A 25,344-nucleotide genomic window follows, 5' to 3' on the forward strand; every position below is an offset into this window, starting at 1 on the left:
AACTATAATTAGATGAATCTTTCGGATAAAAAAATTGCAGTAATTGGCTTAGGCTATGTCGGACTCCCTTTAGCAGTGGAGTTTGGTAAAAAATTTCCAACTGTAGGTTTTGATATTAATACTGTAAGAATTGATCAGCTTCAAAAAGGTGAAGATGTCACTTTGGAGGTGGAAAATGAATATCTTAAATCCGTTGTTGTGGATAACCCCATGGCTATAAACAACAGAGGACTGTACTGTACATCTTCTATAGGTGACATGTCAGATTGCAATGTTTTTATAGTTACAGTGCCTACGCCAACTGATAAATATAATCGTCCAGTATTGACACCTTTGGTTAAGTCTAGCGAAACCGTGGCAGCGGTATTGAAAAAAGGAGATATAGTAATTTACGAATCAACTGTATATCCAGGGGTTACTGAGGATGAATGTGTTCCGGTATTAGAGGCCAATTCGGGATTAAAATATAACGAAGATTTTTTTGTAGGCTACTCTCCTGAAAGAATTAATCCGGGAGATAAGGAGCATACGGTAACTAAAATATTAAAAGTTACTTCCGGAAGTACTCCTGAAATTGCAGATGTAGTAGATGCTATTTATCGCGAAGTAATTATTGCTGGTACGCATAAGGCGCCAAGTATAAAAGTAGCTGAAGCAGCTAAGGTAATTGAGAATAGTCAGCGAGATATTAACATTGCCTTTGTAAATGAATTAAGCAAAATATTTAACCGCTTGGGTATTGATACCTTAGAGGTATTGGAGGCAGCTGGTACGAAGTGGAACTTTCTTCCATTTAAACCAGGTCTTGTAGGTGGTCATTGTATTGGTGTGGATCCTTATTATTTGGCACAAAAGGCTCAAGAGGTGGGGTATCACCCTGAGATTATTTTAGCTGGTCGTAGACTGAATGATGGAATGGGAGCCTATGTGGCCACTGAAGTGGTTAAGTGTATGCTAAAGAAAGACATTGCCATTACCAGTTCTAAAGTATTAATGCTCGGAATCACATTCAAAGAAAACTGCCCTGATATTAGAAACTCCAGAGCTATTGACATTATCAATGAGTTGAAGACTTATGATATACAAGTAGACGTGTTTGACCCTTGGGCTAATGAGGAAGAAGTGAAGCACGAATATGGAATTGATTTGATTACAAGTTTCGAAGCTTTGGATAAAGCTTCTTATGATGGAGTTGTGTTAGGTGTAGCCCATAACTCTTATTTGGAGCTGGATATTGCAGGACTTAGAAAGGAGAACAGCGTAATGTATGATGTAAAGGGCATTTGGCCCAAAGATCAGATAGACGCAAGATTATAACAAGACGTAATAGATAGGATATGTTTGACCAACCGTATCACGAGGGTTCATTAGCAGATAAATCATTTTTAATTACCGGAGGAGCTGGATTTATAGGCTCCAATATAGTAGAGTATTTGCTAAAATACGGAGCTTCAAAAGTGAGGGTGCTTGATAATTTATCGAATGGTTACTATACCAACATCGAGGAATTTGAAACTAACCCGGCATTTGAATTTGTAGAAGGAGATATCCGAGATTTAGAAACCTGTAAAAAAGCCTTGGTTGGGATTGATTATGTTTCTCATCAAGCCGCATTGGGTTCTGTTCCGCGTTCAATTGAAGATCCAATCAATACTAATTCGGTAAACATTGATGGCTTTCTTAATATGCTAACGGCTGTTAAGGATAGTGATGGGATCAAGCGAATGGTATATGCAGCCAGTTCATCTAGCTATGGTGATAGCCCTGCCTTGCCAAAGGTAGAGGGAAATGAAGGTAACCCACTTTCGCCCTATGCGGTTACTAAATGGGTTAATGAATTATACGCTGATGTATATAGCAAGGTATATGGACTCCATACTGTAGGTCTTAGATACTTCAATATTTTTGGTCCCCGTCAAAACCCAGATAATCCTTATGCGGCTGTAATTCCACTGTTTATGAAAGCTGCTATAGATGGTGTAGCCCCAAAGATGAATGGTGACGGTGAAACTTCACGAGACTTTACTTTTGTTGAAAATGCTGTGCAAGCTAATGTAAAAGCAATGCTGAACACGGAGAACTTGGATCAGCATGAAGCTTGTAATATTGCGGTTGGAGATAGAACTACACTCAATCAACTTTGGGATGGAATTGCCAAGGCGGCAGATACTGACCTGAGCCCAGTGTATGGCCCTGAGCGCCCTGGAGATGTAAAGCATAGCCTGGCCGATATATCCAAGGCAAAAACCATTTTAGGTTATAATCCAAAGTTTAGAATTGATGATGGTCTCAAAATAGCTTTTGATTATTACAAACAGAACTTTGGCTAAAACAGCCGCCTAAGTCGATATTCTACCATAGGGCGACCATACTCGTAATTACAAGGAGCTATTAAACTTAGCCATGCAGAGATATTTTAAATGAGCACGATTAAAAATCAAGCCATATCAGGTGTCTTCTGGTCTCTGCTTCAAAATGTGGGAGGTAAGGGAATTACTTTTTTGGTAACACTTCTTTTAGCTCGATTACTTACACCATCAGCTTTTGGTCTTATAGGTATGCTGGCTGTAGTTATCCAGCTTAGTCAAGTAATGGTCAATGCTGGATTCAGTCAGGCATTGATTCAGCGAAAAGAAATATCTAATGAAGATTACTCCTCAGTATTCTTCTTAAATCTTATGGTAAGTATCTTTTTATATACACTGCTGTTTTTTGGAGCCCCATATATAGCTGATTTTTATCACCAGCCACAATTAGTTGATTTAACCAGGGTGCTCACATTGATTTTTGTGATTAATGCTTTTTCCTTTGTTCAAGAAGCCAAACTTACCCGTGAATTAAAGTTCAAGAAGTTGATGATGATAAACCTGCCTTCGACAATTGCAGGTGGAGTTATCAGTATAATTATGGCTTATATGGGCTTTGGGGTTTGGAGTATAGTAGCTTTGCAAATATCCACTCGTATACTCTATGCTCTCCAAATTTGGTTATACGCTAGGTGGAGACCACAGCTTTTAATGCAATGGGATAGGCTTAAAGAGTTATTCTCATTTGGTGGAAAGATTATGCTATCTAGCATGATTCAGGCAGTGTATCAAAATATATACTTAATTGTGCTGGGGCGTTATTTTGCTGTTACCAGTGTGGGATATTATCAAAATGCCAATAACCTCGTGCAAACGCCAAGTGCTACTATCAGTGGAGCTATCAGTAAGGTATCTTTTTCAGTTTTTTCATCTATCCAGGATGATAACGAGGGGTTAAGGAGCGGTTATAAAAAAATTGTTCAGCAACTTATGTTTTGGTTGTGCCCAGCTTTTGTCTTTGCAGCAATCCTGGCCGAGCCACTTTTTGAGTTTCTATTTACAGCCAAGTGGCTACCAGCTGTACCATACTTTCAGGTACTCTGCGTGGTGGGTATACTTTTTCCGCTAAATGCTTTTAACCTTAATATGGTAAACGTAAAAGGTAGAAGTGATCTGTATTTGAAATTGGAAATCATAAAAAAGTTAATAATCACAGTTGGAGTAATTATTTGTATTCCATTTGGAATTAAGGCTTTACTCTATTTTCAAGCTTTTAACTCGGTGCTCTCTTATATAATCAATAGCTTTTACTCTGGGCGGTTTATTTCCTACGGCCTTTTCAGCCAGCTAAAAGATATTACACCCATTGTATTGCTAACTATTAGCACCGGTTTTTTAATTTTTTTAGTAAATCAGTTTCTTACGGTTGATTCAAATGTGATACGCCTCACAATAGGCTTGTTCACTGGATATTCAACTTATTGGATTGCAGCTTATTTAACTAAATTAGCACCTTTTTTAGACTTCACAAATCTTGTAAGAAATAGATTAGTAAAATCCTGATTTTATGATACCAGTAACAAAACCGTTTTTACCACCTAAGGAAGATTATGATAAGTTTCTGTACGGTATTTGGAAAAGACAATGGCTTACCAATATGGGCCCATTGGCTAGTGAGTTAGAACTTGAAATTAAGGATTTCCTAAAGGTTAAACACCTTTTATTTGTAACCAATGGAACGGTGGCTTTGCAAATGGCCATTAAAGCATTGGGGTTAAAAGGAGATATAATTACCACCCCATTTTCATTTATTGCTACTACCAGCGCAATTGTATGGGAAGGTTGCAACCCTGTATTTGTGGATATTGATAGAGAAAACCTAAATATAGACCCATACAAAATAGAGGCTGCGATTACTGAGAATACCACCGCCATATTGGCTACACATGTATATGGAAACCCATGTAATGTAGAGGAGATTCAAAAAATTGCAGATAAGCATAATCTAAAAGTGATATATGATGCTGCACATGCCTTTGGTGTAAAAGTGAATGGAAAATCTGTATTTGACTATGGAGATATATCTATCTGTAGTCTTCATGCTACCAAGCTTTACCATTCTGGCGAAGGCGGTTTAATATTTACTAAAGACCCCGACCTTCTGAAAAAACTTGCCTACATCCGCAACTTTGGTTTTGATGGGCCAGAGGCCTTTGCAGAACTGGGTATTAATGGAAAAAATTCAGAATTTCATGCGGCCATGGGCTTGGCAAACCTGGCCTACGTGCCAGAGATAATTGAGAAAAGAAGATTGCTCACGGAGAGGTATAATGAAAAGTTAAAAAACTTTAAAGGAGTAAGGCCACTGTGGCACACCGGAGGTACAAATAATTATGCCTATTACCCAATTGTACTCGAAAGTGAGGAATTACTAGTGGAAGTACAAGAGGCTTTGAAGAAAAAAGAAATTTTTGTTCGTAGATATTTCTACCCATCCTTGGCTACCACCGTACCCTATTTGCCAAATACACCGCTCAAAATTACAGACGATGTGGCCAAGCGAGTTTTATGCTTGCCACTATACTTTGACCTTGACTTACTGGAGGTGGATTTGATTTGTAGGCTAATGTTAAGGGTTCAAAATAATTAGTAAATGCAAGATTATACCAAGCCTTTTTTCATAATTGGTAACCCGAGGTCAGGTACCTCCCTTTTTAGATTAATGCTTTCCAACCACCCAAGAATGATAGTGCCACCAGAAAGTGGATTTATGCAGTGGTGGTATCCCACATATCACAACTGGACAGCAGAAGATACGGCCAATGAAGCCTATTTAAATCAATTTATAAAAGACCTTAGTAGTTCAAAAAAAATAGAAACTTGGAAGATTGATTTTGATAGTCTAAAACTCAGAATCCAGAAGGTAATTCCCAAAAATTATGCTCAACTCATTGCCCAGGTATATTTGCAGTATACTGCGGATAATGGAAATAAGAATATAGAAAGGTGGGGAGATAAGAATAATTATTTTATTGAGCATCTGGACTTATTACATGAAATCTATCCTCAAGCTCAATTTTTATTTATTGTAAGAGACGGGAGAGATGTGGCTTGCTCATATAAGGCTATCAAAAATTTAAAAACAGAATCTGCTTATAAGCCCAAGCTTCCCTATGACATAAAAGATATAGCCAATGAGTGGGTTGAAAATCATCAAACCATTTTGAAGTTTAGTAGAGCACTTGAGCCAAGCCAATGTCACTTTTTAAAGTATGAAGATTTGGTATTTAACCCAAAAGCTGTACTCAAGGAGGTAACAGATTTTCTTAAAATGGAATTTTCGATCGAAATGCTTAACTATCCTGACACCAATAGAAGCAACAAAACCGAACCTTTGGAAATGATGGATTGGAAAAAGAAAACCTTAAGTGAGCCCGATTCAAGCGAATTAGGTAAGTATAAAAAAATATTAAGTACTAGAGAAATTCAAGAGTTCAATAAAATTGCCAAGCCAATCTTAAATCACTTTGGATATGAATAAGAGTATGGATTATATGGTGAGTGTGCGATTAATGGCTTATAACCATGGCGAGTATATTGCACAGGCAATTCAGAGTATTTTAGATCAAGTGGTGAATTTTAAAGTAGAGTTGGTAATTGGTGACGACTTTTCTAGTGATAACACACTTGAAGTAGCAAAATCATTTGAATCAACTGATAATGTAAGCATAAAGGTATTAGATAGACAAGTTGGAGACTCATACTGGACGAAAAGGCAAAAGCTAGGGCGCTTGTACAATTTTAGTAATACAATAGAAAATTGTTCTGGAAAATACGTGGCTCTGCTTGATGGTGATGATTATTGGATAGACCCTTATAAGTTGCAAACGCAAGTGGATTTTATGGAGGCAAATCCTGAGTATAGTTTTTCTATGGGCAGAGTAAATATGCTTATAGAGGAAACTGGAGCGATAAAAAAAAGGAATGAAGATGTAAACCCAAGTGTGTCAGAAAAATATACCCTTACAGATTACTTAAAAAAACCATTTTCTCAAACTTCATCATTTTTCTTTAAAAATTCAACGGAGCCTTTTCCTGATTGGTTTTATAAAGTGCATGCCGGAGATCAATCATGCGTAGTTATAAAAACAGCAGATGGTGGCCTCATAAAATATCACGATAAAACATTTTCTGTATATAGGGTAAATGAGAAAAGCATATCCCATCAGGCAAGTTTTAATGTCTATGAAAAATTTATTGACACCCTTGATTACTGGAAGAGTCATTTAAATAAGTCATATTCGCAGATATTGACCATAAATCAAAAGAAGTATAAGCAAAAATCTCTTTTCCAATTGTGTAAAACTAAGCTTTGTAAAGTGTATTATTTACTTAGAGTTAAGCTCCTGGAGATGAGAATCAGAAATTTGGAGCTTCTTATTCCAATATGTTTACTATATACTAAATAACTATGTGCGGTATATATATGACCAACCTGCCGGTAACTGAAGAAAATGTGAGAGGCAGGATGAAGGAGATAGATTTTAGAGGACCAGATAATTTAGGTTATCAGAAGGTAAACTCTATAACTATGTCTCACCTCAGGCTTTCAATTTTAGATTTGGAAAGTAGATCCAATCAGCCTTTCCGGTATGAGCATCTTCATATTGTTTTTAATGGTGAGATTTACAATTTTTTGGATATAAAGGAAGAGCTTATTGCTAAGGGTTACACCTTTGACACAACAAGTGACACTGAGGTATTGATAAAAGGATATGATGCTTGGGGAAAAGATTTGCTCCCGCGCCTCAATGGAATGTTTGCCTTTAGTATATATGACGAAAGTAAAAACGAGATTTTTAGTGCCCGGGATAGGTTAGGGGTAAAACCGTTTTTTTACTATTGGAACAAAGGTAACTTCGAAATATGTAGCCAGCTTAGACCTTTGATAAAAGCAGATAGTAAAATATCTGAAGAGGCCGTTTCAATTTATCTGGATTGTGGATATGTGCCCAGCCCATTATCAATTATAGAGAATGTGTACAAGCTAAGGCCCGGTAATTTTATGATTATCAACCTTAATACAGGTGAAAAAAGCATTAAAGAATACTGGGGACTTGAGCCTGTAGTAGAGCGAAATGTTTCTTATGAAGATGCTCGTGAAGAAATACATCAATTGCTAAATGACGCGGTAAAAATAAGGCTCCACGCGGATGTTTCTTTGGGTTCATTTTTATCAGGTGGAGTGGACTCAGCTTTGGTAACCGCTATTGCAGCAAAAAATAGCCCTACTAAAATCAAAACTTTTTCAATTGGTTTTGATGATCCGCGTTATGATGAAAGCCAGGCTGCAGCAGAATATGCCAAAATTTTAGGTACGGAACACACGGAAATAATGTGTAGCCCTAAGGATGCGCTGGAAATGCTACCACTTTTAATAAAAGCTTATGATGAACCCTTTGCTGACAGCTCTGCTCTTCCTTCCCTATTACTTAATAAAGTTACAAAGCAACATGTAACTGTAGCTCTATCAGGTGATGGTGGAGACGAAAGTTTTTTGGGATATAATAATTTTTATGCTTTGGAGAGGTTTAATCGGATTAGCCGTATCCCATCGGCTTTACGAAAGATTGCATTTGGAATTTTATCTAGACTACCCGGTAAAGCTTCTCTTAAAAATAAATTCAAAATATTAGGAATTACCGATTCAGATGAATTTACACTAAAACGCTTTATTGGATATAATTCTATTCAGAGGAAAAGAAAACTCACTTGGGTGAATAAATTTTACTCGGAGTATAAAGAAAACTCATCCAATTCTTTGCAACGAATGGCTGACCTAAATATTAAGCTTTGGCTTGAAAATGATAGCAATACAAAGGTAGATAGGGCAAGTATGGCAAGTTCGGTTGAAGTAAGAAGTCCATTCTTAGATTATCGTATAATTGAAGCGGCTAGAGAGCTACCTGTGTCATATAGATATGGAAATGGACAAAGAAAGAAAATATTAAAAGATATTCTTGAGGACTATATTCCTAAGGAAGTTTTTACAAGACCTAAAAAAGGGTTTTCAATACCTCTTAGTAAATGGATTCAACAGGATCTGAAGCAAGAGTTTTATGAGGCTTTGACAGATTCTTTTTTTGAAAGTATTCCTAATTTAAATGTAAAGAAAGCCAGAGCATATTTAGAAGATCATATGAGTGGTAAAGATGACCATTCTTTTAATTTATGGAAGCTTTTTGTGCTGTCAAAATGGATGAAGGAATTTGGTTTTCACAATAAATAGTTGATATGTTTAAAAGGGTGAGAAATTTATTTCGTTGGTATTTTATGGCACCGGAGAAATATGCGCGTCACGTTGGTGTCAAGATGGGTGAGAGATGTAGAATAGCTACCAAATATTGGGGCTCTGAGCCATATCTTATTGAGATTGGTAATCATGTGCAAGTAACTGAAGGCGTAAAGTTTTTCAATCATGGAGGAGGTTGGGTATTTAGAGAGAAGCATCCTAAATTGGACACATTCGGTAAAATCAGAGTAGGCAATAATGTTTACATCGGTAACAATGCAATAATATTACCTGGTGTCAGTATTTCAGATAATGTAATAGTAGGGGCAGGGGCAGTTGTTACAAAAAGTATACTAGAAGGTGATATTGTAGCAGGAAACCCCGCAAAGGTTGTGGGTACGGTTAGAGAATTAGAATCAAAGATCTTGAAGTATAATGTAAATACTAAGGGTTTAACCCCAGATCAGAAAAAAGCGCACCTTCTATCGTTAGATAATGAATGGTTCTTAAAAAAGTAAACTTCCATTAGCTATTGATTTCATCATATATTATTGGGAAGTTTCATATTGAACTTGGAATAGTTAGCTGATATGAAAGCGTTAAATGTTATTTAAAACCAAATATTTATAAAGACTCATTAAATTGGTTAGAACCTACTTAATCTTGTTTTTCGAAATTTTAATTGCGATCCTGCTCGCTTTGGAATTAGTTTATGTTCCTACCGTTCTCAGTTCGGATTTTTTGGGGAGAGTACTTGTATACGTTTCTGTAGCCAGTGGTCTGTTTTTTCTGAGAAAAGAGAATCAGTATGCTTTAAAAAGACAGTATTTAAAGATTTCTAACCTTTTCTTGATTGGGTTTATTATTGTCCATTTTCAAATTTATCTAGACTATGTACTAGGCGGATACCCTGATTTTGGTTTTGATGTTATGATAAATGACAGGTTGGTGCCTAAGGCGAGCTTGATTTCAGCTTTGGCTCTGGTTTCTTATTATATAGGATATCTTTTTGCTTCTTACTTTAAAACAGGAACTAACCATATACAGGTCAACCGTATTTCTACCGTAATACACTCTAACAAAGGAGTACTGTTGCTGATGGTTGTTTTTCTCTTATTGTTTTTGTTTTCAGCAAACTGGGATTATTTTAATGGCAACTATGGAAGTGTGTCAGTGGGTTCATTGGCTGATTATGCCCAGGAAAGTCTGCTCCTAAGCATGATAGGTTATGTGTTGTTATTTGTGAGGAACGAACGCCTAATAGGACGTATGTATGGTAATTTTATTTTTTATATAAAGTCACTGGGAAGCACTTTCCTAGTTATTTGCGGAATTTACCTTTTTTTGGTTTTGATATCTGGAGACCGCGGACCTATTCTACAGTTCGGAATAAGTTTGTTTGGAGGGTATGTACTGCTCGCTAAGCGGAAAATGAAATTTACCGTGGTGCTATTATTCATATTTGCTGGAGCTACCTTTATATCTCTTTTAGGTTTTGTAAGAGAAATTGGTAATGGAACTGATTTTTGGGGTAGGGTTGATAAAGCCTACACACTCCGGGAGACAAGTAGTATTCAGTCAAGTATTTCACCCAGCACATTGGAGTTAGCAGGTTCTGTGAGAACGATGCATGCTGCTGTTGATTATGCAGAAAGTCGAGGCCATACGAATGGTCTGTTTCAGGTGTTTCAGGTTATATCCATTGTACCAGGAGCTGGTACGGTTGTAAAATATTTTACAGGTATGGAAAACACCGATTTTAAGTCAAGCGCATTTCTTACTAGGCATATACTTGGGGCAAACCCAGATAGAGGTCTTGGAACTACTGTTGTAGCCGATATATTTTTAGATTTTGGGACAATGGGTGCTGTGGTGATTTTCTTTCTATTTGCTTGGTTTATCCGTTATCTGGAGGTGAATGTATATTCTGCTCAGTTCTTTAGGTTATCCACCTTAGCTTTGTTTTTTATTTTTCTTTCGCAGGCTCTTTACATCGGTCGCTCTACAATATTGGTGCTATTCAATGAGGTGGTATTTCTATATGTTTTACTGAAGGTTGGTTTATTTGTAAACTCTTTTTTAGGTTATAAAAAAGTAAAAGTCTCTGATAAATGAAGGCATTGAAATCTATTGTGTTGGTCGTAGGTCAGCTGGGTAACGGAGGTCTTGAGCGTCAATTGGCCTTCTTACTTCCTGAGCTACAAAACAAAGGGGTTATTGTGCGATGTGTGGTGTGGAATTACGAAGAAGATGATATTTACACAAAACCTATCAGAAAACTTTTAGGTAAGAACTTGGTGGGATTACCCTCAAAAAAAGGAAGTATCTCTAAGATATTGGCATTAAGAAAATTACTACGAGAATTCAGACCTGATTTAGTTTTATCATTTTCCACTTTTATAAATATGCCTGTATATGTAAGTGCCTTAGGTATATGTAACAGTATAGGTTCATTGCGAACTTCGGCCAAGTTATATGCTAAAGTAGGTGGAGTAAAGGCGAAGCTTAATCTACGTTATCCTCAAGAAATTCTTGCAAATAGTAAAAAAGCTATTCTAGAACTTAATCAAATATATCCAGGGCAAAAAGCAGCGTATCTGAAAAATGCTATCGATGTGCAAAAGTTCAGAAGACTAAATAGTTCTAATTCTAAGCATGAGGGCACTTCTATTTCGGTAGGTAATGTACGTAACGTAAAACGATTGGATAGGATGCTGCTTTTGTTTGACGCCCTTAAAAAGCAGGGCCACCAAGCACGGCATATTCATATAGGAGGAGGGCAGGATTTGAATGCCTTGAAGGCAAAGGCTACCGAAATGGGTTTGGATGACATAATTACTTTTGCAGGACCACAGGCTAACGTGGCCGAAATTTTAAGCAATCATAATTTGTTTTTGCATTTTGCTGAATATGAGGGGTCTCCCAATGTGATAATGGAGGCTATGGCAGCAGGATTGGCGATAATAACTACAGATTGTGGCGATGTAAAAACGTATATAAAAGAAAGGATAAACGGATATGTTATCCACCCTTTTAGTTTAGATGAATATGCGGCACGGTATGTAGAATTAATTGAAACCCCGGAGCTAAGGGAGGCTATGGTGAGAAACAGTTTAGAGATGATATCCAAAAGTGATATTTCCTTTGTGGGTAGTTTTTTCTTGGAAGGAATAAATGCTTTGGGCTATAAATACCATTACCCTTTATAGGTACTATTTCTATGAAAAATCATGATTCTGGTAAGACATTAGTGTTGGGATATTTCGGGTATAGAACAAATCAGCTGGATGGTCAAACCATAAAAACTCGTAATGTTTATGAAATGTTGAGATTGGCACCATATTGTGATGAGGTCGGGTTCTTTGATACCGAAAGTTTTAAAGAAAGCAAATGGAACATCTTAAACATGTTTTTGACTGTGTGGAAAGCCCAAAAGTTGATATACATTCCAGCACACAACAACCTAAAGTTTTTCTTTCCACTAATATTTTTACTTACAAAAATTAAAAGAATACCTATAGCTTACGTGGTGGTAGGCGGCTGGTTGGCTGATTTTATTAAGACCAAAAAACTATTAACAAAACTCTTGGCAAAGGTTGATATAATCTTACCTCAAACGGAGGATTTAACTGAGCGTCTTCAAACAGAATATGGGTTCAAGAACGTAATGACATTTCCTAATTTCAGGATCCACGACTTTGAGCCACATGAGACAGAGGTTACCAATAGGAATTTAAGGCTTGTGTTTATGGCTCGTGTCCGAAAAATGAAAGGTGTGGATGTAGTTTTTGAAACAATAAGGGCAATGAAACTTAAGTATGGTAAAGTTTTAAGTATTGATTTCTACGGGCCAGTGTTTGAAGAGGATAGAGAGTATTTTGAGGCGCAAATAGAAGCGATAGACGAGGCCACTTATAAAGGAGAGCTGGATCCTTCGGTTATATACAAAACTCTTTCAAACTATGATATCTTGGTGTTACCTACCAAGTATTTTACTGAAGGTTTCCCGGGGTCAGTCTTGGATGCTTATATCTCGGGAATACCTGTAATAGTAAGTGATTGGAAATATGCAAAAGAGTTTGTCGAACATGAGGTTTCAGGTTTGATATTCAAGTGGGATAATCAATCAGATTTTGCTCTCCAGTTGGAGAGGGTACATCTTGATAGAGAATTATTGCAAAACATGAAGACGGGCGCGCGTAGACATAGCAAAAAGTATTCTGTGAACAAGGCTATGAACCTTTTGGAATCATTTTTCACAGATAAAAGCAACTGAAAATCAAATGAGCAAGGTTTCAATAGTATGTGCAGCGTACAACTGTGCAGGGTATCTTCCCAAAACAATTGAGTCTGTAATTAATCAGGCTTATCCAGATTGGGAGCTTTTGATAGTTAATGATTGCTCTACGGATAATACCGCTGAGGTAACAGAGTCTTATGCACAAGCGGACGATCGGATTAAACTTTTAAATAATATCAAAAACGTAGGGCCAGCCAAGACCCGGAATAATGGAATTGAGGCTGCTCAAGGGAAGTACCTAGCTTTTCTTGATGGCGATGATTTTTGGGAGCCTGATTTTATTAGCACATCCAGGGACTACTTGAAAAGAACAGGAGAAGTATTTTGCTTTTCTTCTTATTATAGAGTGGATGAGGATCTCAATCCATTATACGATCCGTTTATTGTGCCTGAAAAGGTGAACTATGAAAGTATCTTAAGAACCTGTCCCATTTCATGCCTCACAGCTTTTATTGATATTGAGCAAATAGGGAAGTATTATATGCCAAATATTGAGAAGCGTCAGGATTATGGTTTATGGTTAAACATTCTAAAAGATGTGAACTTTGCCTACGGGATTGAAAAACCTCTAGCAACTTATCGGATAAGAAAAGGTTCGGTATCCCGGAATAAATGGAAGGCGATGTATTATGTATGGAAAGTGTATCGGGATGTAGAGAAAATCAACCTGTTTAAGTCTATGTATTTATTGGTAGTATATGCCTTAAATGGCATGAAAAAATATTCAAGATGAGTACAGTATTGATATCAGGCTCCTCAGGGTTTGTTGGTCAAAATCTAATTCATTTCCTTAACAAGAAGGCTGTTCATACCCACACTTTAGGCCGTGCGAATGCAGATTACTTATGGTCAAATCTATCGGGCATTACCGATGATATTGAAGCTTACATCCATCTAGCCGGCAAAGCTCATGATGTGAGTAATACTTCGGGAGCAGATGAATACTTTAAGGTAAACACGGATTTGACTATTCGCTTGTTTGAACATTTCCTTCAAAGTAAAGCCGAAGTGTTTATATACATGAGTAGTGTAAAAGCGGCTGCCGATACGGTGGAGGGAATACTTACTGAAGAGCTTAGCCCAAACCCTAAAACCCCTTATGGGCAATCAAAGAGGAAAGCCGAAGAGTATATTCTAAACGCAAATCTCCCGGAAGGTAAAAGAGCCATTATTTTGAGGCCTTGTATGATTCATGGCCCGGGTAATAAAGGAAATTTGAACTTGCTCTATAAATTTGTTCAAAAAGGTATTCCTTACCCTTTGGCAGCATTTGAAAATAGAAGGTCTTTTCTCTCTATTGCAAATCTCAATTTTGTGATTGCTGGTATTATTGAAAATAAAAATATAAGCTCTGGTATATACCAAGTGGCTGACGATGAATCTTTGTCAACCAATGAACTTGTGAAGCTAATTGCCAAATGTATTTCGAAGAAACCTAGTCTTTTAAAAATCCCGGTTTCTATGATGTCAGGTCTGGCCAAAATTGGAGGAGCTCTAAAATTGCCATTAAATCCGGATCGCTTAAAAAAACTTACCGAAAGTTATGTGGTGTCTAATAACAAGGTAAAGCAAGCCTTAAATATTGGTACAATGCCTGTTTCGGCAAAGGATGGATTGCGAGAAACTATAAAGAGCTTTAATAAATGATTTATACTGTTGTATCTGTACTTTTAGTAGTCGCTATTTTACTCTACTTCCGTATTGCCGATCGCTACAATATTATTGACAAGCCCAACGAGCGTAGCTCACATAGCTCTGTTACCATTCGCGGTGGAGGTATCATTTTTCCCATTGCTATTTTATTGTGGTTTTTGTTTTTCGGATTTCAATATCCCTGGTTCACATTGGGCGTATTACTTATTTCTGTTATTAGTTTTTTAGATGATATTTTAACGCTTTCCACCAAACCACGATTGGCCATTCACCTACTGAGCGTTGCCCTTTTGATGTACGATCTTGGTATTTATAGTTTTCCTGCTTATTGGTGGATTATAGCTTTTGTACTCATCATCGGTTGGATCAATGCCTTCAATTTTATGGATGGGATTAACGGAATAACGGCTTTTTATGCCATATCGGTTTTAATACCCGTTGGGGTATATAACATGATGCAGGAGGTATTGCCACTATCTCTTATTTTGATAAGTGCTATATCCGCTGTGATTTTTGCCTTTTTCAACGCACGTAAAAAAGCAAAAACCTTTGCAGGTGATGTGGGTAGTGTGAGTATGGCATTTATAATTGCTTTTTTATTAATCACAATTATTCTTGCTACTGGTAGGTGGGAGTTTATATGTTTTGTAGCTGTCTATGGTGTGGATGCCGTGCTTACGATTATACATCGCTTAAGCAAAAAGGAAAATATATTTAAGCCTCATCGCTCACATCTTTATCAGTACTTGGCAAATGAGATGAAAGTCCCGCATATTGGCGTTGCCGCTCTTTATGCATTTCTGCAATTGATGATAAGCTTTGTTGTTATTAAGCTAATAGATTCGCAACTACTTCCTCTTGTGGCTTTTAGTATTTTGGTAGTTCTTAGCGTAATCTACACTTTTGCAAAGTCGCGCATACTGAGGACTATTAAGGCATAAACAACAGCTTGCTTTTCATTATTAGGAATCGTAGCTCGTTTTACAGAAAATGTATATGAGTAGATTTTTGGCATTTATTCTTCTTATGATTCTCAGTCTGCTGTTGTTGTTACTTTCAATGGTTCAACTGATAGTATATAGAAATGTGTTTTTTAAGCAAAAGCGTAGTGGACTAAATGGCATTAGCTTTATCCTTTATAAGTTCCAAAGTATGGGACAAGGTAATGGCGAGATCTCGCCTTGGGGTAAATTCTTAAGAAGAACCTCGCTCGATGAGTTACCTCAATTGATAAACATAGTAAAAGGTGATATGAACTTTATCGGACCACGACCTTTGCTACCGGAGTATCTGGAACTTTATACCGAAGAGCAGTATAAAAGACATAGTGTAAAACCAGGACTCACCGGTTGGGCACAGGTAAATGGACGGAATGCTATTTCGTGGGAGCGCCAGTTTGAGATGGATTTGTACTATGTTCAGCATCAAAGCATATATTTGGATTTAAAAGTATTGGCAAAGACTTTTTTAAAAGTTTTTACTTCATCAAGGTCGGAAGTTGACATTCGCAAACCATTTAACGGGAAGAATTAGTTGTTGACTAATCCGATTATATTTAGCAACAATTCTAAAGACAGTAATGAATAAATGGCACAGACAGTTGTAATAATAGGTGCGGGAGGTTTGGGGCGTGAGGTTGCTGCTACCATACAATATTACCTTGCTGACTCCTTTTCGCTACAGGGTTTTGTGGACGATGGACTCCCTCATGGTGAGTATGTGAATGACCTAAAAGTACTAGGAGGCATTGATTGGTTGATTAATTCTGATGAGGACTTTTATGTGGTTCTTGCTGTTGCCTCACCAAAGGTCAAAAAGCTAATTCATGAAAGGTTGAAAGAAAAAAGCTTTACCTATCCCAATATAATTCATCCATATGCCCGCTTACATTCTCCTGACTTTGTTGAGATGGGCGAAGGGAATATTATATCTGATGGCTGTATTATTACCACAAATGTTTTTATCGGCAATTTCAATTTGATCAACCTAAGTTGTACCGTTGGGCATGATGCTACTATCGCAGATTACTGCTCCATCATGCCAAGTGTGAACATCAGTGGAGGAGCAAGGTTACAAAATGAAGTATACGTAGGGACAGGAGCGAAGCTGATAAAAGCCACTACCTTATACACAGGCTGTGTAGTTGGGGCTGGGGCTGTTGTAAATACGGATATACCTTCCTATAAATCCTTTGCAGGTGTTCCTGCCAAAGAGTTACAATCTTAAATGAATAGAATATACTTGTCTCCCCCGCATCAGTCTGGCGCTGAAGTGGAATTTGTAAATAAAGTTTTTGCTTCTAATTGGTTGGCCCCGGTAGGGGATACTCTGGATTCTTTTGAGCTAGATATTAAAAATTATTGTGGGAGTGAAGTTTGTGCTTTGAACTCTGGTTCTTCGGCTTTGCATTTGTCTTTGGTAATTCAAAATATTACTCATGACGATTATGTACTGGTGCAAACCCATACTCATATAGCCACCATAAATCCTATCATCTACCAAGGCGCAATCCCCATCTTTATCGATTCCGAAGAAGATACATGGAATATGTGCCCACAGGCTTTGGAAGAGGCCGTTAAAAACTGCCTTGCCGGAAAGTATGGGGAAGCTAAATTGCCCAAGGCTATTATTCCGGTACACCTATATGGGATGCCTGCTAAAATGGATGGTATAATGAAGGTAGCCAATACTCATGGTATTCCAGTAATCGAGGATGCTGCAGAGTCATTGGGTTCTACTTACGATGATAAACATACCGGTACTTTTGGAAAAATGGGGATTTACTCCTTTAATGGAAATAAAATAATTACCACCAGTGGAGGTGGAGCTTTAGTTTCTGAAGATGCTGATCTTATCCAAAAAGCACAATTCTTGGCTACACAGGCAAGAGACAATGCTCCTCACTACCAACACTCTCAAGTAGGGTATAACTATAGGTTGAGTAATGTGTTGGCAGGTATTGGTCGTGGCCAAATGCAGGTTTTGGACGATCGCATTGCAGCACGAAGAGCTAATTTTGAGCGCTACAAAAAGTATTTTGCTGAGGTCAATACCAAAGGATACAGCATTCAGCTACAGCAAGAGCCTCAAGGTAGCTTTAGCAACCGCTGGTTAAGTTGCATTGTAATTAACCCTGAGGTCAACAAAGGCTTAACCCGAGAGGCGGTACGACTTGCCATGGAGGCCAAAAACATTGAGTCTCGCCCATTGTGGAAACCCATGCACCTACAGCCAGTATTTGAAAAATATCCATTTGTAAGCACGGGTGTTTCAGAGCGTTTATTTGACGTAGGATTGTGCTTGCCGAGCGGTTCCAATCTTACTGATGAAGACTTTGAGCGGATATCCTCTTGCTTGGATAGCATTTTCTCGTAAGCTTTTTTCTGAGGTCCTAACAGATTTTCCGCAGCAATTTAACAAAACTGAAGCGTGAAATTTTGGCTGTATTGCAACGTAATAATAATCAGGGTGACACTCTTCCTTGGCATATAGTTTGGAATTAACCTTATCTCTAAAAATATATGGGGAAGATGAATACTATCGAATTTCGGATAACCCTTCATGTTTTCCAGTTATAGCATTCAAAGGATAGGCCTTTCGTCTTTTCCGTAAGAAGCCAAATGAAGTGGAGCGTAAAAATTTAGGCTGTTTGAGTTCCGCTGCTAGGCGGAATGAGTTTCTAAATTTTAGCGGAAGGGAATGTAGGCTTCAAGGAAAATATGAGTAGTCTGGGACTTTTGGCTTACTTTTTTGACTCGAGAAAAAAGTAAGATATAAACTCTTATTCACCTCTTCTTTTATTGTTTAAGTAAGAGTTCATGAACTCTCTCCATATCTATTAGTGGAGGCTGTTTTCTTTCTTTGTGAACACGAGAAAAAGAAGATAAGAATCAAAATTGTTTGTTCATTACACCAAAATGAAGATCGCAAATCTCTGAATCTGATATTCGTTATTCCCCAACCACCAACAACTAATGTTCGTTTACTCCTTGATAATTAACATTTACTAAGTTATGTACAGAAGTGTGGATATCTTTGGAGTTCAATTCAATGGATTAGAACTATTTAACTAATTTAGCGGCCGCTAACACTCTCTTTTTAGTCATGATAAGAAAGTTCGTACTTAAATATGCTGATCGCTACCTCGCGCGATGGATTATTCTAGCTGGAGACATCTTTTTAGTTTCTATTACCTATTTCTTTGCCGTTGTTGTTCGTTTCAATTTTGATTTAATTGCCACACAAGAGCATGGAGCTATTACCAAGCTACCTGTAGTTCTTTTCTTTTATGCCGTAGGTTTTTTGGTTACTCGCAGTTATGTGGGGATCATTCGTCATACCAGCATTCGAGATGCAGCCAATGTTTTAAAAGGGGCCTTATTTGCAGCATCAAGCTTATTTGTACTTTCATTTGTAGAAAGTAGTTCAGCGGTTAATCGGGGTGTGTTTTTTATCCCGAGTTCGATTCTATTAATTCACTTCTTATGTGTTCTGGTTACCCTTATTGGTTTGCGCTTTTTGGTTAAATACTTTTACGAAATACTTTTAAGCTCAAAGCGGAAAATGCAAAGTAGGGTGCTTATTTATGGTGCAGGATCCTCGGGTCTTACCACTATGCGTACTCTTTCTCAGGATGCCACTCGCGATTTTGACATTATCGGATTTGTAGATGACAATCAAAACAAGTTTGGAAAAGCCATAGGTGGAGTGTTTGTATACAGCCCCTCCAAGGTTTTTAGCAAAGCTTTTATAAAAAAGCATCGCCCCGATCAAATTATAATATCCATTCAAAAATCACTTACAGCAAAGCGTAAAAAAGAGATAGTAGAGCTTTGCCTTGAATTTGGTTTAGAAGTAAAAATTGTTCCTCCACTAGAAAACTGGATACAAGGAGAGTTGAGTACTAAGCAGATTAAATCTGTTAAAATTGAGGACTTGCTTGAGCGTGATCCTATTATTTTGGATAATGTGAATATATCACGTGAAATCAAAGGAAAGGTGGTGTTGGTTACTGGTGCTGCTGGTTCTATTGGAAGCGAAATATCCCGTCAACTACTCCACTATCAACCGCGAAAAATTATTCTTCTTGATCAGGCCGAATCTGCCTTATATGATTTGGAATCGGAAATTAAAGTGCACCACCCGGAATTATTTAAAGCTACAGAGTTTGTAATTGGTGATGTTTCTAATCGCAAACGTATGAATCGCGTGTTTGAAGCTTTTGAACCAGACTTAGTTTTTCATGCTGCCGCTTATAAGCACGTGCCCTTGATGGAAAGCAATCCCTATGAGTCGGTAAATGTGAATGTGTTTGGTACACGCATCATTGCAGATTTGGCAGTAGAATATCGTGTTGAGAAATTTGTGATGGTATCTACCGATAAAGCCGTAAACCCAACGAATGTGATGGGTGCTACAAAGCGTACGGCTGAAATATATGTGCAAAGTCTGGCGCAAAAGAAGGGGACACAAACACAGTTTATAACTACTCGATTTGGAAATGTATTGGGTTCTAATGGTTCTGTAATTCCATTGTTTAAAAGACAAATTGAAAATGGAGGTCCAATTACTCTTACCGATAAGCGGATCACCAGATACTTTATGACTATTCCCGAAGCCTGTAACCTTGTATTAGAAGCAGGATCCATGGGGCAAGGAGGTGAGATTTTTGTGTTTGATATGGGAGAGTCAGTTCGCATTTATGACCTTGCCAAAAAGATGGTGATGCTCAGTGGGCTTGAGTTAGATAAAGATATTGAGATTAAAGAAGTAGGCTTGCGTCCAGGTGAGAAACTCTACGAAGAGTTATTGGCTATTAAGGAAAATACTAAAGAAACACATCACCCAAAAATCCTCATAGCTGAGACCACCTGCCAAAGTCATAGTGATATTTTGAAGCAGTTTGAAGATTTGAAGCACAGCCTCTTGCATGAAGACAACCTTAAGGTGGTGGCTGCAATCAAAAAAATTGTACCTGAATTTATTAGTAATAATTCCATCTTTGCGAGTCTTGATCTCAAGAAAATCGTAAATGACTAGAATTGTTGCCGTCTTTCTACTGCTTGTAAATGGTATTGCCGCGTTTGGGCAATATCAGTATCAACGTCTCAACCATGTTCAGGATGCCCGCTATAATGGAATCCTTTATGACAAAGATGTAAATCTTCATACCTCTGTTCGTCCTCTAGATTTGTGGGAATTGGATTCTAACAACTATGTTGGATCTGTTCAGTCTGAAAAGTCGAAAAACTATGGGTGGTTAAGAAGGAAAGCTTTCCACGAACATTTAATTAACCTAGAAGGCGATAATTATTGGGTAACCATTGATCCAATAGTGAACTTTCAAGGTGGAGCCTTAAATGATCCTAGCGGTGTGGGCTACGTAAATACACGAGGTTTTAATGTAGAAGGTAGACTTGGAGAGAAAGTCACGTTCAGAAGTTCATATTTAGAGAATCAAGCGGTTTTCCCCCAATACATTTCAGATTTTGTTGAATATAGAAAGGTAGTTCCCGGCCAAGGGCATGCGCGTGATTTTGGTGACAATGGTTATGATTTTGGTATCCCTTCCGGAGAAGTGACCTTTACACCGGATGAAATTTTTTCCTTTACAGTAGGGCAGGGCCGAAACTTTTTTGGTGAAGGTTACCGCTCAATGTTTCTATCTGATGCAGGTTTCAACTATCCTTTCCTGAGAATAGAAACCACTTTTGGACCTGTAAAATACACCAACCTTTGGGCTCAAATGTATGATGTAAGGCCTGAAGTAAGTCCTGGAAATAACTTTGCCAAAAAGTATCTTTCTTCTCATTACCTAAGTATAAATATCAACTCCCGCCTCAATGTGAGTTTCTTCGAAGCCATTGTGATGGGAGATACCGCTCAGGTGGAAGGTATTGATGCTTCATTTTTTAACCCCATTATATTTTATCGCCCGGTGGAATATGCTGTTGGCTCAGGTACAGGAAATGCTTTGCTGGGAGCAGCATCATCCTATAAATTGTTCGATGGAATTCAGACTTATGGTCAGTTTGTGTTAGATGAATTTAGCCTTAGCGACCTCACTGCTCGTAATGGTTCGTGGGTAAATAAGTTTGGGTGGCAACTAGGCATCAAAGGATATGATTTCATCATCCCTGGGCTTTTTAGCCGATTGGAGTATAATGCCGCTCGACCTTACACATATTCACATAGGGAGGTGCTCACAAATTATGCACATTACGGCCAGCCTTTGGCTCACCCATGGGGAGCTAATTTTCAGGAAGGAATAGTCCAGCTTATTTATACTCACAAACGTTGGGAAGCCGAGGTGCGATTTCACTATGGTATAATGGGGCTTGATGGTGCCGGAGAGGACTGGGGAATGGACGTTTATAAAAGTTATAATGAACGACAGCAGGATTTGGATAACAAGATTGGACAGGGGCAAACCAGTGCTTATACCTACCTTCGCTTGCGAGGAGCATGGCTTGTTAATCCGGCTTCTGGACTTAAAGTGGAAGCGGGCATGAATCTAAGGAACCTTAGACAAGATGTTACCACGACTCCATTTTCATCTGGTGAGTTTAGCTACTATTTTGTTGGCCTCCGTACCGAATTCTTCAATTCATACTACGATTTTTGATTATGTGGAAAGAGTTTAAACCCACCATTTTATTCCTTGCCAAGTTCTTTGGGATTTACTTTTTGTTTTCCATGTTATATGGATTTTACATCAGCAGCTACGATACATCTGATCCTCCACAAACAGACCCCATTACAAAGTACATTGCTGTAAACTGCGGTAAAACAGCTTCAATTTTAGGATACCAATTTCGGATTATAGAAGATGACCATGTAAATGCCGTGAACAAATCTGAGGTAACTTATGACAGTATTTGGCTGGATAACAATTACGCTATTTCCATAGAGGAAGGTTGCAATGGAATTAACATCATGATTTTGTTTGTAGCTTTCGTAGTGGCTTTTGGAGGCAAATGGCTCAATATGCTTCTGTTCATTCCGGCTGGTTTGTTGTTTATTCACATTTCTAATATTGCCCGCCTGATGTTGCTCAGTTTACTCAATGTGGAGTGGGGGGGCGAAGCCTTCCACTTTTTTCATAAGTATGGTTTTACTGCGGTAATCTACCTTTCGGTGTTTTTGCTGTGGTACCTTTGGGTGGTTAAGTTTTCTGGAAAACAAGGAATGTCTTTAAAGAAAAAAGCATGACCCTTACCCGTTGGTTTTACATTGCACTTGGAGTGTCGGGGCTTTTTCTGGTTTACCTTTTTCAGGATTATCTGGACTTTCACTCCATACTTTTTAAGGCTAAGCTTCCACAGAAACTGGATTATGCAACTTCGTATGCTGATACCGAAACTTTTCCTTTTGTAGTAAATAAAGTAGGGCGATACCTTTGTAATGACCTATTTTCGATAGCCATTATTTATGGGATTTTTGGTGAAAAGAAATACGCGCGCTTTGCCATGTACGTTATGTTCTTCGGGCTGCTTGTATTGTTGCCAATTTATCTTTGGCTATACCTGGCCCAGCCGGCAGGTTTTTCATCCATGATATCGCATTTGCATAGAGTGGTGATGAATCCGGTGCTGATGATGTTGCTCATACCGGCCTTCTTTTTTCAACGAAAAAGTCAAGTGCAGTAGTCATTAATTTTTACCTACTTTTGGTGAACCCAATTTCTGCTACTCTTGAAATTTCATTCAAAGTATTACTATGATTGAACTTCAGGGGATTAAAAAATCCTACTATACAGGTGGAAAACCGTTGCAGGTTTTAAAAGGAATAGACCTCCATATAGGAGATGGTGAGCTGGTTTCTATAATGGGCTCTTCAGGTTCCGGTAAATCTACCTTGCTCAATATTCTCGGTATCCTCGATTCTTATGATGAGGGAGAATATACGCTGGCGGGCACTTCAATGAAAAAGCTTACAGAAACCAAAGCGGCACAGTATCGCAATAAATTTCTAGGCTTTGTATTCCAGTCGTTCAATCTTATCAGTTTTAAAAATGCCATGGAAAATGTGGCGCTGCCGCTTTATTATCAAGGTATAAACCGAAATAAGCGAAATGCTCTGGCCTTAGAATATTTAGAAAGTGTTGGGCTAAAAGATTGGGCGCATCACTTACCCAGTGAACTTTCTGGGGGGCAAAAGCAGCGTGTAGCCATAGCCCGTGCACTTATCACTCAGCCTAAAGTATTATTGGCCGATGAGCCTACTGGAGCCCTGGATACAACTACTTCTTATGAGGTGTTGGACATTTTTAAAAGAATAAATAAGGAGCAAGGCATTACGGTGGTAATCGTTACTCATGAGCAGGATATCGCTGATATGACCGATAGAATTATTTTTATGAAAGATGGACTAATAAACAAAACTGAAAAGGTAGTGGGTAGTGGGTATTGAGTACAGATTGTTCTTTTTCTTAATACCCACTACCCACTACCCACTACTCACTACCAATTACCACTACCCAATACAGATGTTCGATATAGACAAATGGCAAGAAATATTCACCACCATCCGTAAGAACAAGCTTCGTACTTTTCTTACCGGCTTTAGTGTGGCGTGGGGTATTATGATGCTGGTTGTGCTGTTGGCAGCTGGTCAAGGTTTGCAAAATGGCGCCATGTCTGAGTTTTTGAGTGATGCCACAAATAGCCTTTGGGTAAATGGTGGACGTACATCAGTGGCGTATAAAGGTTACAATTCCAACCGTCCCATTATTTTGAATAATACCGATTACAACCAAATTGTAAGAAGTAATCAGGATTTGGAGGAAACCTCAGGGAGTAAAAACTTTTGGGGAGCTGAGATAGTGTGGGGCAAAGAAGCTGCAAATTATGAAGTGCGATGTGTCCACCCCGAGCATCAGCGCCTGGAGCGAAATAATATGGTTTCCGGCAGATACATCAATCAGCGGGATATAGAGGAATTTAGAAAAGTGGCTACCATCGGTCGTAAGGTTTCCACCGACATTTTTAAAGGTGTGGATCCAATTGGGAAATACATAAGAGTAAACGGAGTATTGTTTGAAGTAGTAGGTGTGTATAGCGATGACGGAGGTGATGATGAAGAGGATAATGTGTACTTGCCAATAAATGTTGGTCAACGAACCTTGAGTACCGATCCTGAAGAGCTAAATAGAATAATAGTAGCCTACAATGAGGATTATGATGTAGACGATAGCAAAGCGTTGGAAGCTCGTATAGTAAATGACTTGGCCGCACGAAAAGGCTTTGACCCCTCCGATAAAAGTGCCCTAAGGATATGGAATCGTCAGGAAAATATGCAAGAGGTAATTGGCGTGATTGGTGGAATAAAAATATTTGTTTGGGTAATTGGTATCGGAACCATCATAGCCGGAATAGTGGGTGTGAGCAACATTATGATGATAGTGGTAAAAGAGCGTACCCGTGAAATAGGAATTAGAAAAGCATTGGGAGCTACACCAAAGTCAATCATTGGATTGATTATTCAAGAGTCAGTTTTTATTACCACCTTTTCGGGATATGTAGGTTTAGTGTTGGGAGTTTTACTGGTGAGTTCTGTAGGTGGTGGTATTGACCATGACTTTTTCAAAAATCCGGAAGTAAACTTTAAAATAGCAATGATAACTCTAGGAATACTGGTGGTGGCCGGTGCTTTAGCGGGATTTTTTCCCGCGAGGAGAGCTGCACACATTAGGCCTATTGAAGCATTGAGGGAAGAGTAAACTAAAACTCGAAATACTAAAAACTAAACTCTAAAGAAATTCACAAACCACCAATGAAAAATCCAAAATCCAA

General features: G+C 38.2%; 23 protein-coding genes. All 23 read left to right on the forward strand.

The window, feature by feature from the left end:
* Positions 1-12: 12 nt before the first annotated feature.
* The 23 genes from OWEHO_RS16300 (at position 13) to OWEHO_RS16410 (ending at position 25,271) form a co-directional block, all read left to right on the forward strand.
* Positions 13-1,317: a nucleotide sugar dehydrogenase gene (locus OWEHO_RS16300; protein ID WP_014203601.1), complete on the forward strand. Its 1,305-nt coding sequence runs from the start codon at positions 13-15 to the stop codon at positions 1,315-1,317.
* Positions 1,318-1,337: 20 nt separating this feature from the next.
* Positions 1,338-2,330 (forward strand): SDR family oxidoreductase, encoded by a 993-nt coding sequence (locus tag OWEHO_RS16305; protein ID WP_014203602.1) that lies wholly within the window; start codon positions 1,338-1,340, stop codon positions 2,328-2,330.
* Positions 2,331-2,420: 90 nt separating this feature from the next.
* Entirely contained in the window at positions 2,421-3,869 is a 1,449-nt protein-coding gene (locus OWEHO_RS16310; protein ID WP_014203603.1) for a lipopolysaccharide biosynthesis protein, read from the forward strand.
* 4 nt (positions 3,870-3,873) lie between these two features.
* A complete protein-coding gene (locus OWEHO_RS16315) occupies positions 3,874-4,956 on the forward strand; it encodes a DegT/DnrJ/EryC1/StrS family aminotransferase (RefSeq protein WP_014203604.1) in 1,083 nt (360 codons plus the stop codon).
* Positions 4,957-4,959: 3 nt separating this feature from the next.
* Positions 4,960-5,847, forward strand: coding sequence for a sulfotransferase family protein (locus OWEHO_RS16320; protein ID WP_014203605.1), 888 nt, complete (start codon positions 4,960-4,962; stop codon positions 5,845-5,847).
* Positions 5,840-6,775, forward strand: a complete 936-nt coding sequence (locus OWEHO_RS18100; RefSeq protein WP_014203606.1) for a glycosyltransferase family 2 protein — start codon at positions 5,840-5,842, stop codon at positions 6,773-6,775. Before OWEHO_RS16320 ends, OWEHO_RS18100 begins: the two co-directional genes overlap by 8 nt.
* Before the next feature lie 2 nt (positions 6,776-6,777).
* A complete protein-coding gene (gene asnB, locus OWEHO_RS16330; RefSeq protein WP_014203607.1) occupies positions 6,778-8,595 on the forward strand; it encodes an asparagine synthase (glutamine-hydrolyzing) in 1,818 nt (605 codons plus the stop codon).
* 5 nt (positions 8,596-8,600) lie between these two features.
* Positions 8,601-9,116 (forward strand): acyltransferase, encoded by a 516-nt coding sequence (locus tag OWEHO_RS16335; RefSeq protein ID WP_014203608.1) that lies wholly within the window; start codon positions 8,601-8,603, stop codon positions 9,114-9,116.
* A gap of 145 nt (positions 9,117-9,261) precedes the next feature.
* Positions 9,262-10,713 carry an oligosaccharide repeat unit polymerase gene (locus tag OWEHO_RS16340; RefSeq protein WP_041627690.1) on the forward strand — a complete coding sequence of 484 codons (1,452 nt, stop codon included), beginning with the start codon at positions 9,262-9,264 and terminating at the stop codon, positions 10,711-10,713.
* Complete coding sequence (locus tag OWEHO_RS16345) at positions 10,710-11,807, forward strand: glycosyltransferase (RefSeq protein ID WP_014203610.1); 1,098 nt, start codon at positions 10,710-10,712, stop codon at positions 11,805-11,807. The genes OWEHO_RS16340 and OWEHO_RS16345 overlap by 4 nt, the downstream gene beginning before the upstream one ends.
* Positions 11,808-11,818: 11 nt before the next feature.
* Complete coding sequence (locus OWEHO_RS16350; protein WP_014203611.1) at positions 11,819-12,874, forward strand: glycosyltransferase family 4 protein; 1,056 nt, start codon at positions 11,819-11,821, stop codon at positions 12,872-12,874.
* A gap of 7 nt (positions 12,875-12,881) precedes the next feature.
* A complete protein-coding gene (locus OWEHO_RS16355) occupies positions 12,882-13,631 on the forward strand; it encodes a glycosyltransferase family 2 protein (RefSeq protein ID WP_014203612.1) in 750 nt (249 codons plus the stop codon).
* Complete coding sequence (locus OWEHO_RS16360) at positions 13,628-14,545, forward strand: NAD-dependent epimerase/dehydratase family protein (RefSeq protein WP_014203613.1); 918 nt, start codon at positions 13,628-13,630, stop codon at positions 14,543-14,545. Before OWEHO_RS16355 ends, OWEHO_RS16360 begins: the two co-directional genes overlap by 4 nt.
* On the forward strand, positions 14,542-15,492 hold the full coding sequence (locus tag OWEHO_RS16365; RefSeq protein WP_014203614.1) for an MraY family glycosyltransferase: 951 nt from the start codon (positions 14,542-14,544) through the stop codon (positions 15,490-15,492). Before OWEHO_RS16360 ends, OWEHO_RS16365 begins: the two co-directional genes overlap by 4 nt.
* A gap of 55 nt (positions 15,493-15,547) precedes the next feature.
* Positions 15,548-16,084 carry a sugar transferase gene (locus OWEHO_RS16370; protein WP_014203615.1) on the forward strand — a complete coding sequence of 179 codons (537 nt, stop codon included), beginning with the start codon at positions 15,548-15,550 and terminating at the stop codon, positions 16,082-16,084.
* A gap of 54 nt (positions 16,085-16,138) precedes the next feature.
* Positions 16,139-16,777, forward strand: a complete 639-nt coding sequence (locus OWEHO_RS16375) for an acetyltransferase (protein WP_014203616.1) — start codon at positions 16,139-16,141, stop codon at positions 16,775-16,777.
* Positions 16,778-17,926, forward strand: coding sequence for a DegT/DnrJ/EryC1/StrS family aminotransferase (locus OWEHO_RS16380; RefSeq protein ID WP_014203617.1), 1,149 nt, complete (start codon positions 16,778-16,780; stop codon positions 17,924-17,926). It abuts the gene before it with no gap.
* Positions 17,927-18,655: 729 nt separating this feature from the next.
* Positions 18,656-20,590, forward strand: a complete 1,935-nt coding sequence (locus tag OWEHO_RS16385; RefSeq protein ID WP_014203618.1) for a polysaccharide biosynthesis protein — start codon at positions 18,656-18,658, stop codon at positions 20,588-20,590.
* The gene (locus OWEHO_RS16390; RefSeq protein ID WP_014203619.1) at positions 20,583-22,175 is read left to right on the forward strand and encodes a hypothetical protein; all 1,593 of its coding nucleotides are present in this window, start codon (positions 20,583-20,585) and stop codon (positions 22,173-22,175) included. The genes OWEHO_RS16385 and OWEHO_RS16390 overlap by 8 nt, the downstream gene beginning before the upstream one ends.
* Positions 22,176-22,177: 2 nt before the next feature.
* Positions 22,178-22,762, forward strand: coding sequence for an exosortase family protein XrtF (xrtF, locus tag OWEHO_RS16395; RefSeq protein WP_014203620.1), 585 nt, complete (start codon positions 22,178-22,180; stop codon positions 22,760-22,762).
* Positions 22,759-23,199 (forward strand): exosortase F system-associated membrane protein, encoded by a 441-nt coding sequence (locus OWEHO_RS16400; protein WP_014203621.1) that lies wholly within the window; start codon positions 22,759-22,761, stop codon positions 23,197-23,199. The genes xrtF and OWEHO_RS16400 overlap by 4 nt, the downstream gene beginning before the upstream one ends.
* 70 nt (positions 23,200-23,269) lie before the next feature.
* The gene (locus tag OWEHO_RS16405) at positions 23,270-23,962 is read left to right on the forward strand and encodes an ABC transporter ATP-binding protein (protein ID WP_014203622.1); all 693 of its coding nucleotides are present in this window, start codon (positions 23,270-23,272) and stop codon (positions 23,960-23,962) included.
* A 76-nt stretch (positions 23,963-24,038) separates the two neighbouring features.
* Positions 24,039-25,271: an ABC transporter permease gene (locus OWEHO_RS16410; protein ID WP_041627692.1), complete on the forward strand. Its 1,233-nt coding sequence runs from the start codon at positions 24,039-24,041 to the stop codon at positions 25,269-25,271.
* Positions 25,272-25,344 lie beyond the last annotated feature (73 nt).

The organism is Owenweeksia hongkongensis DSM 17368, assembly GCF_000236705.1.
In the GTDB taxonomy this organism is placed as follows: Bacteria; Bacteroidota; Bacteroidia; order Flavobacteriales; family Schleiferiaceae; genus Owenweeksia; species Owenweeksia hongkongensis.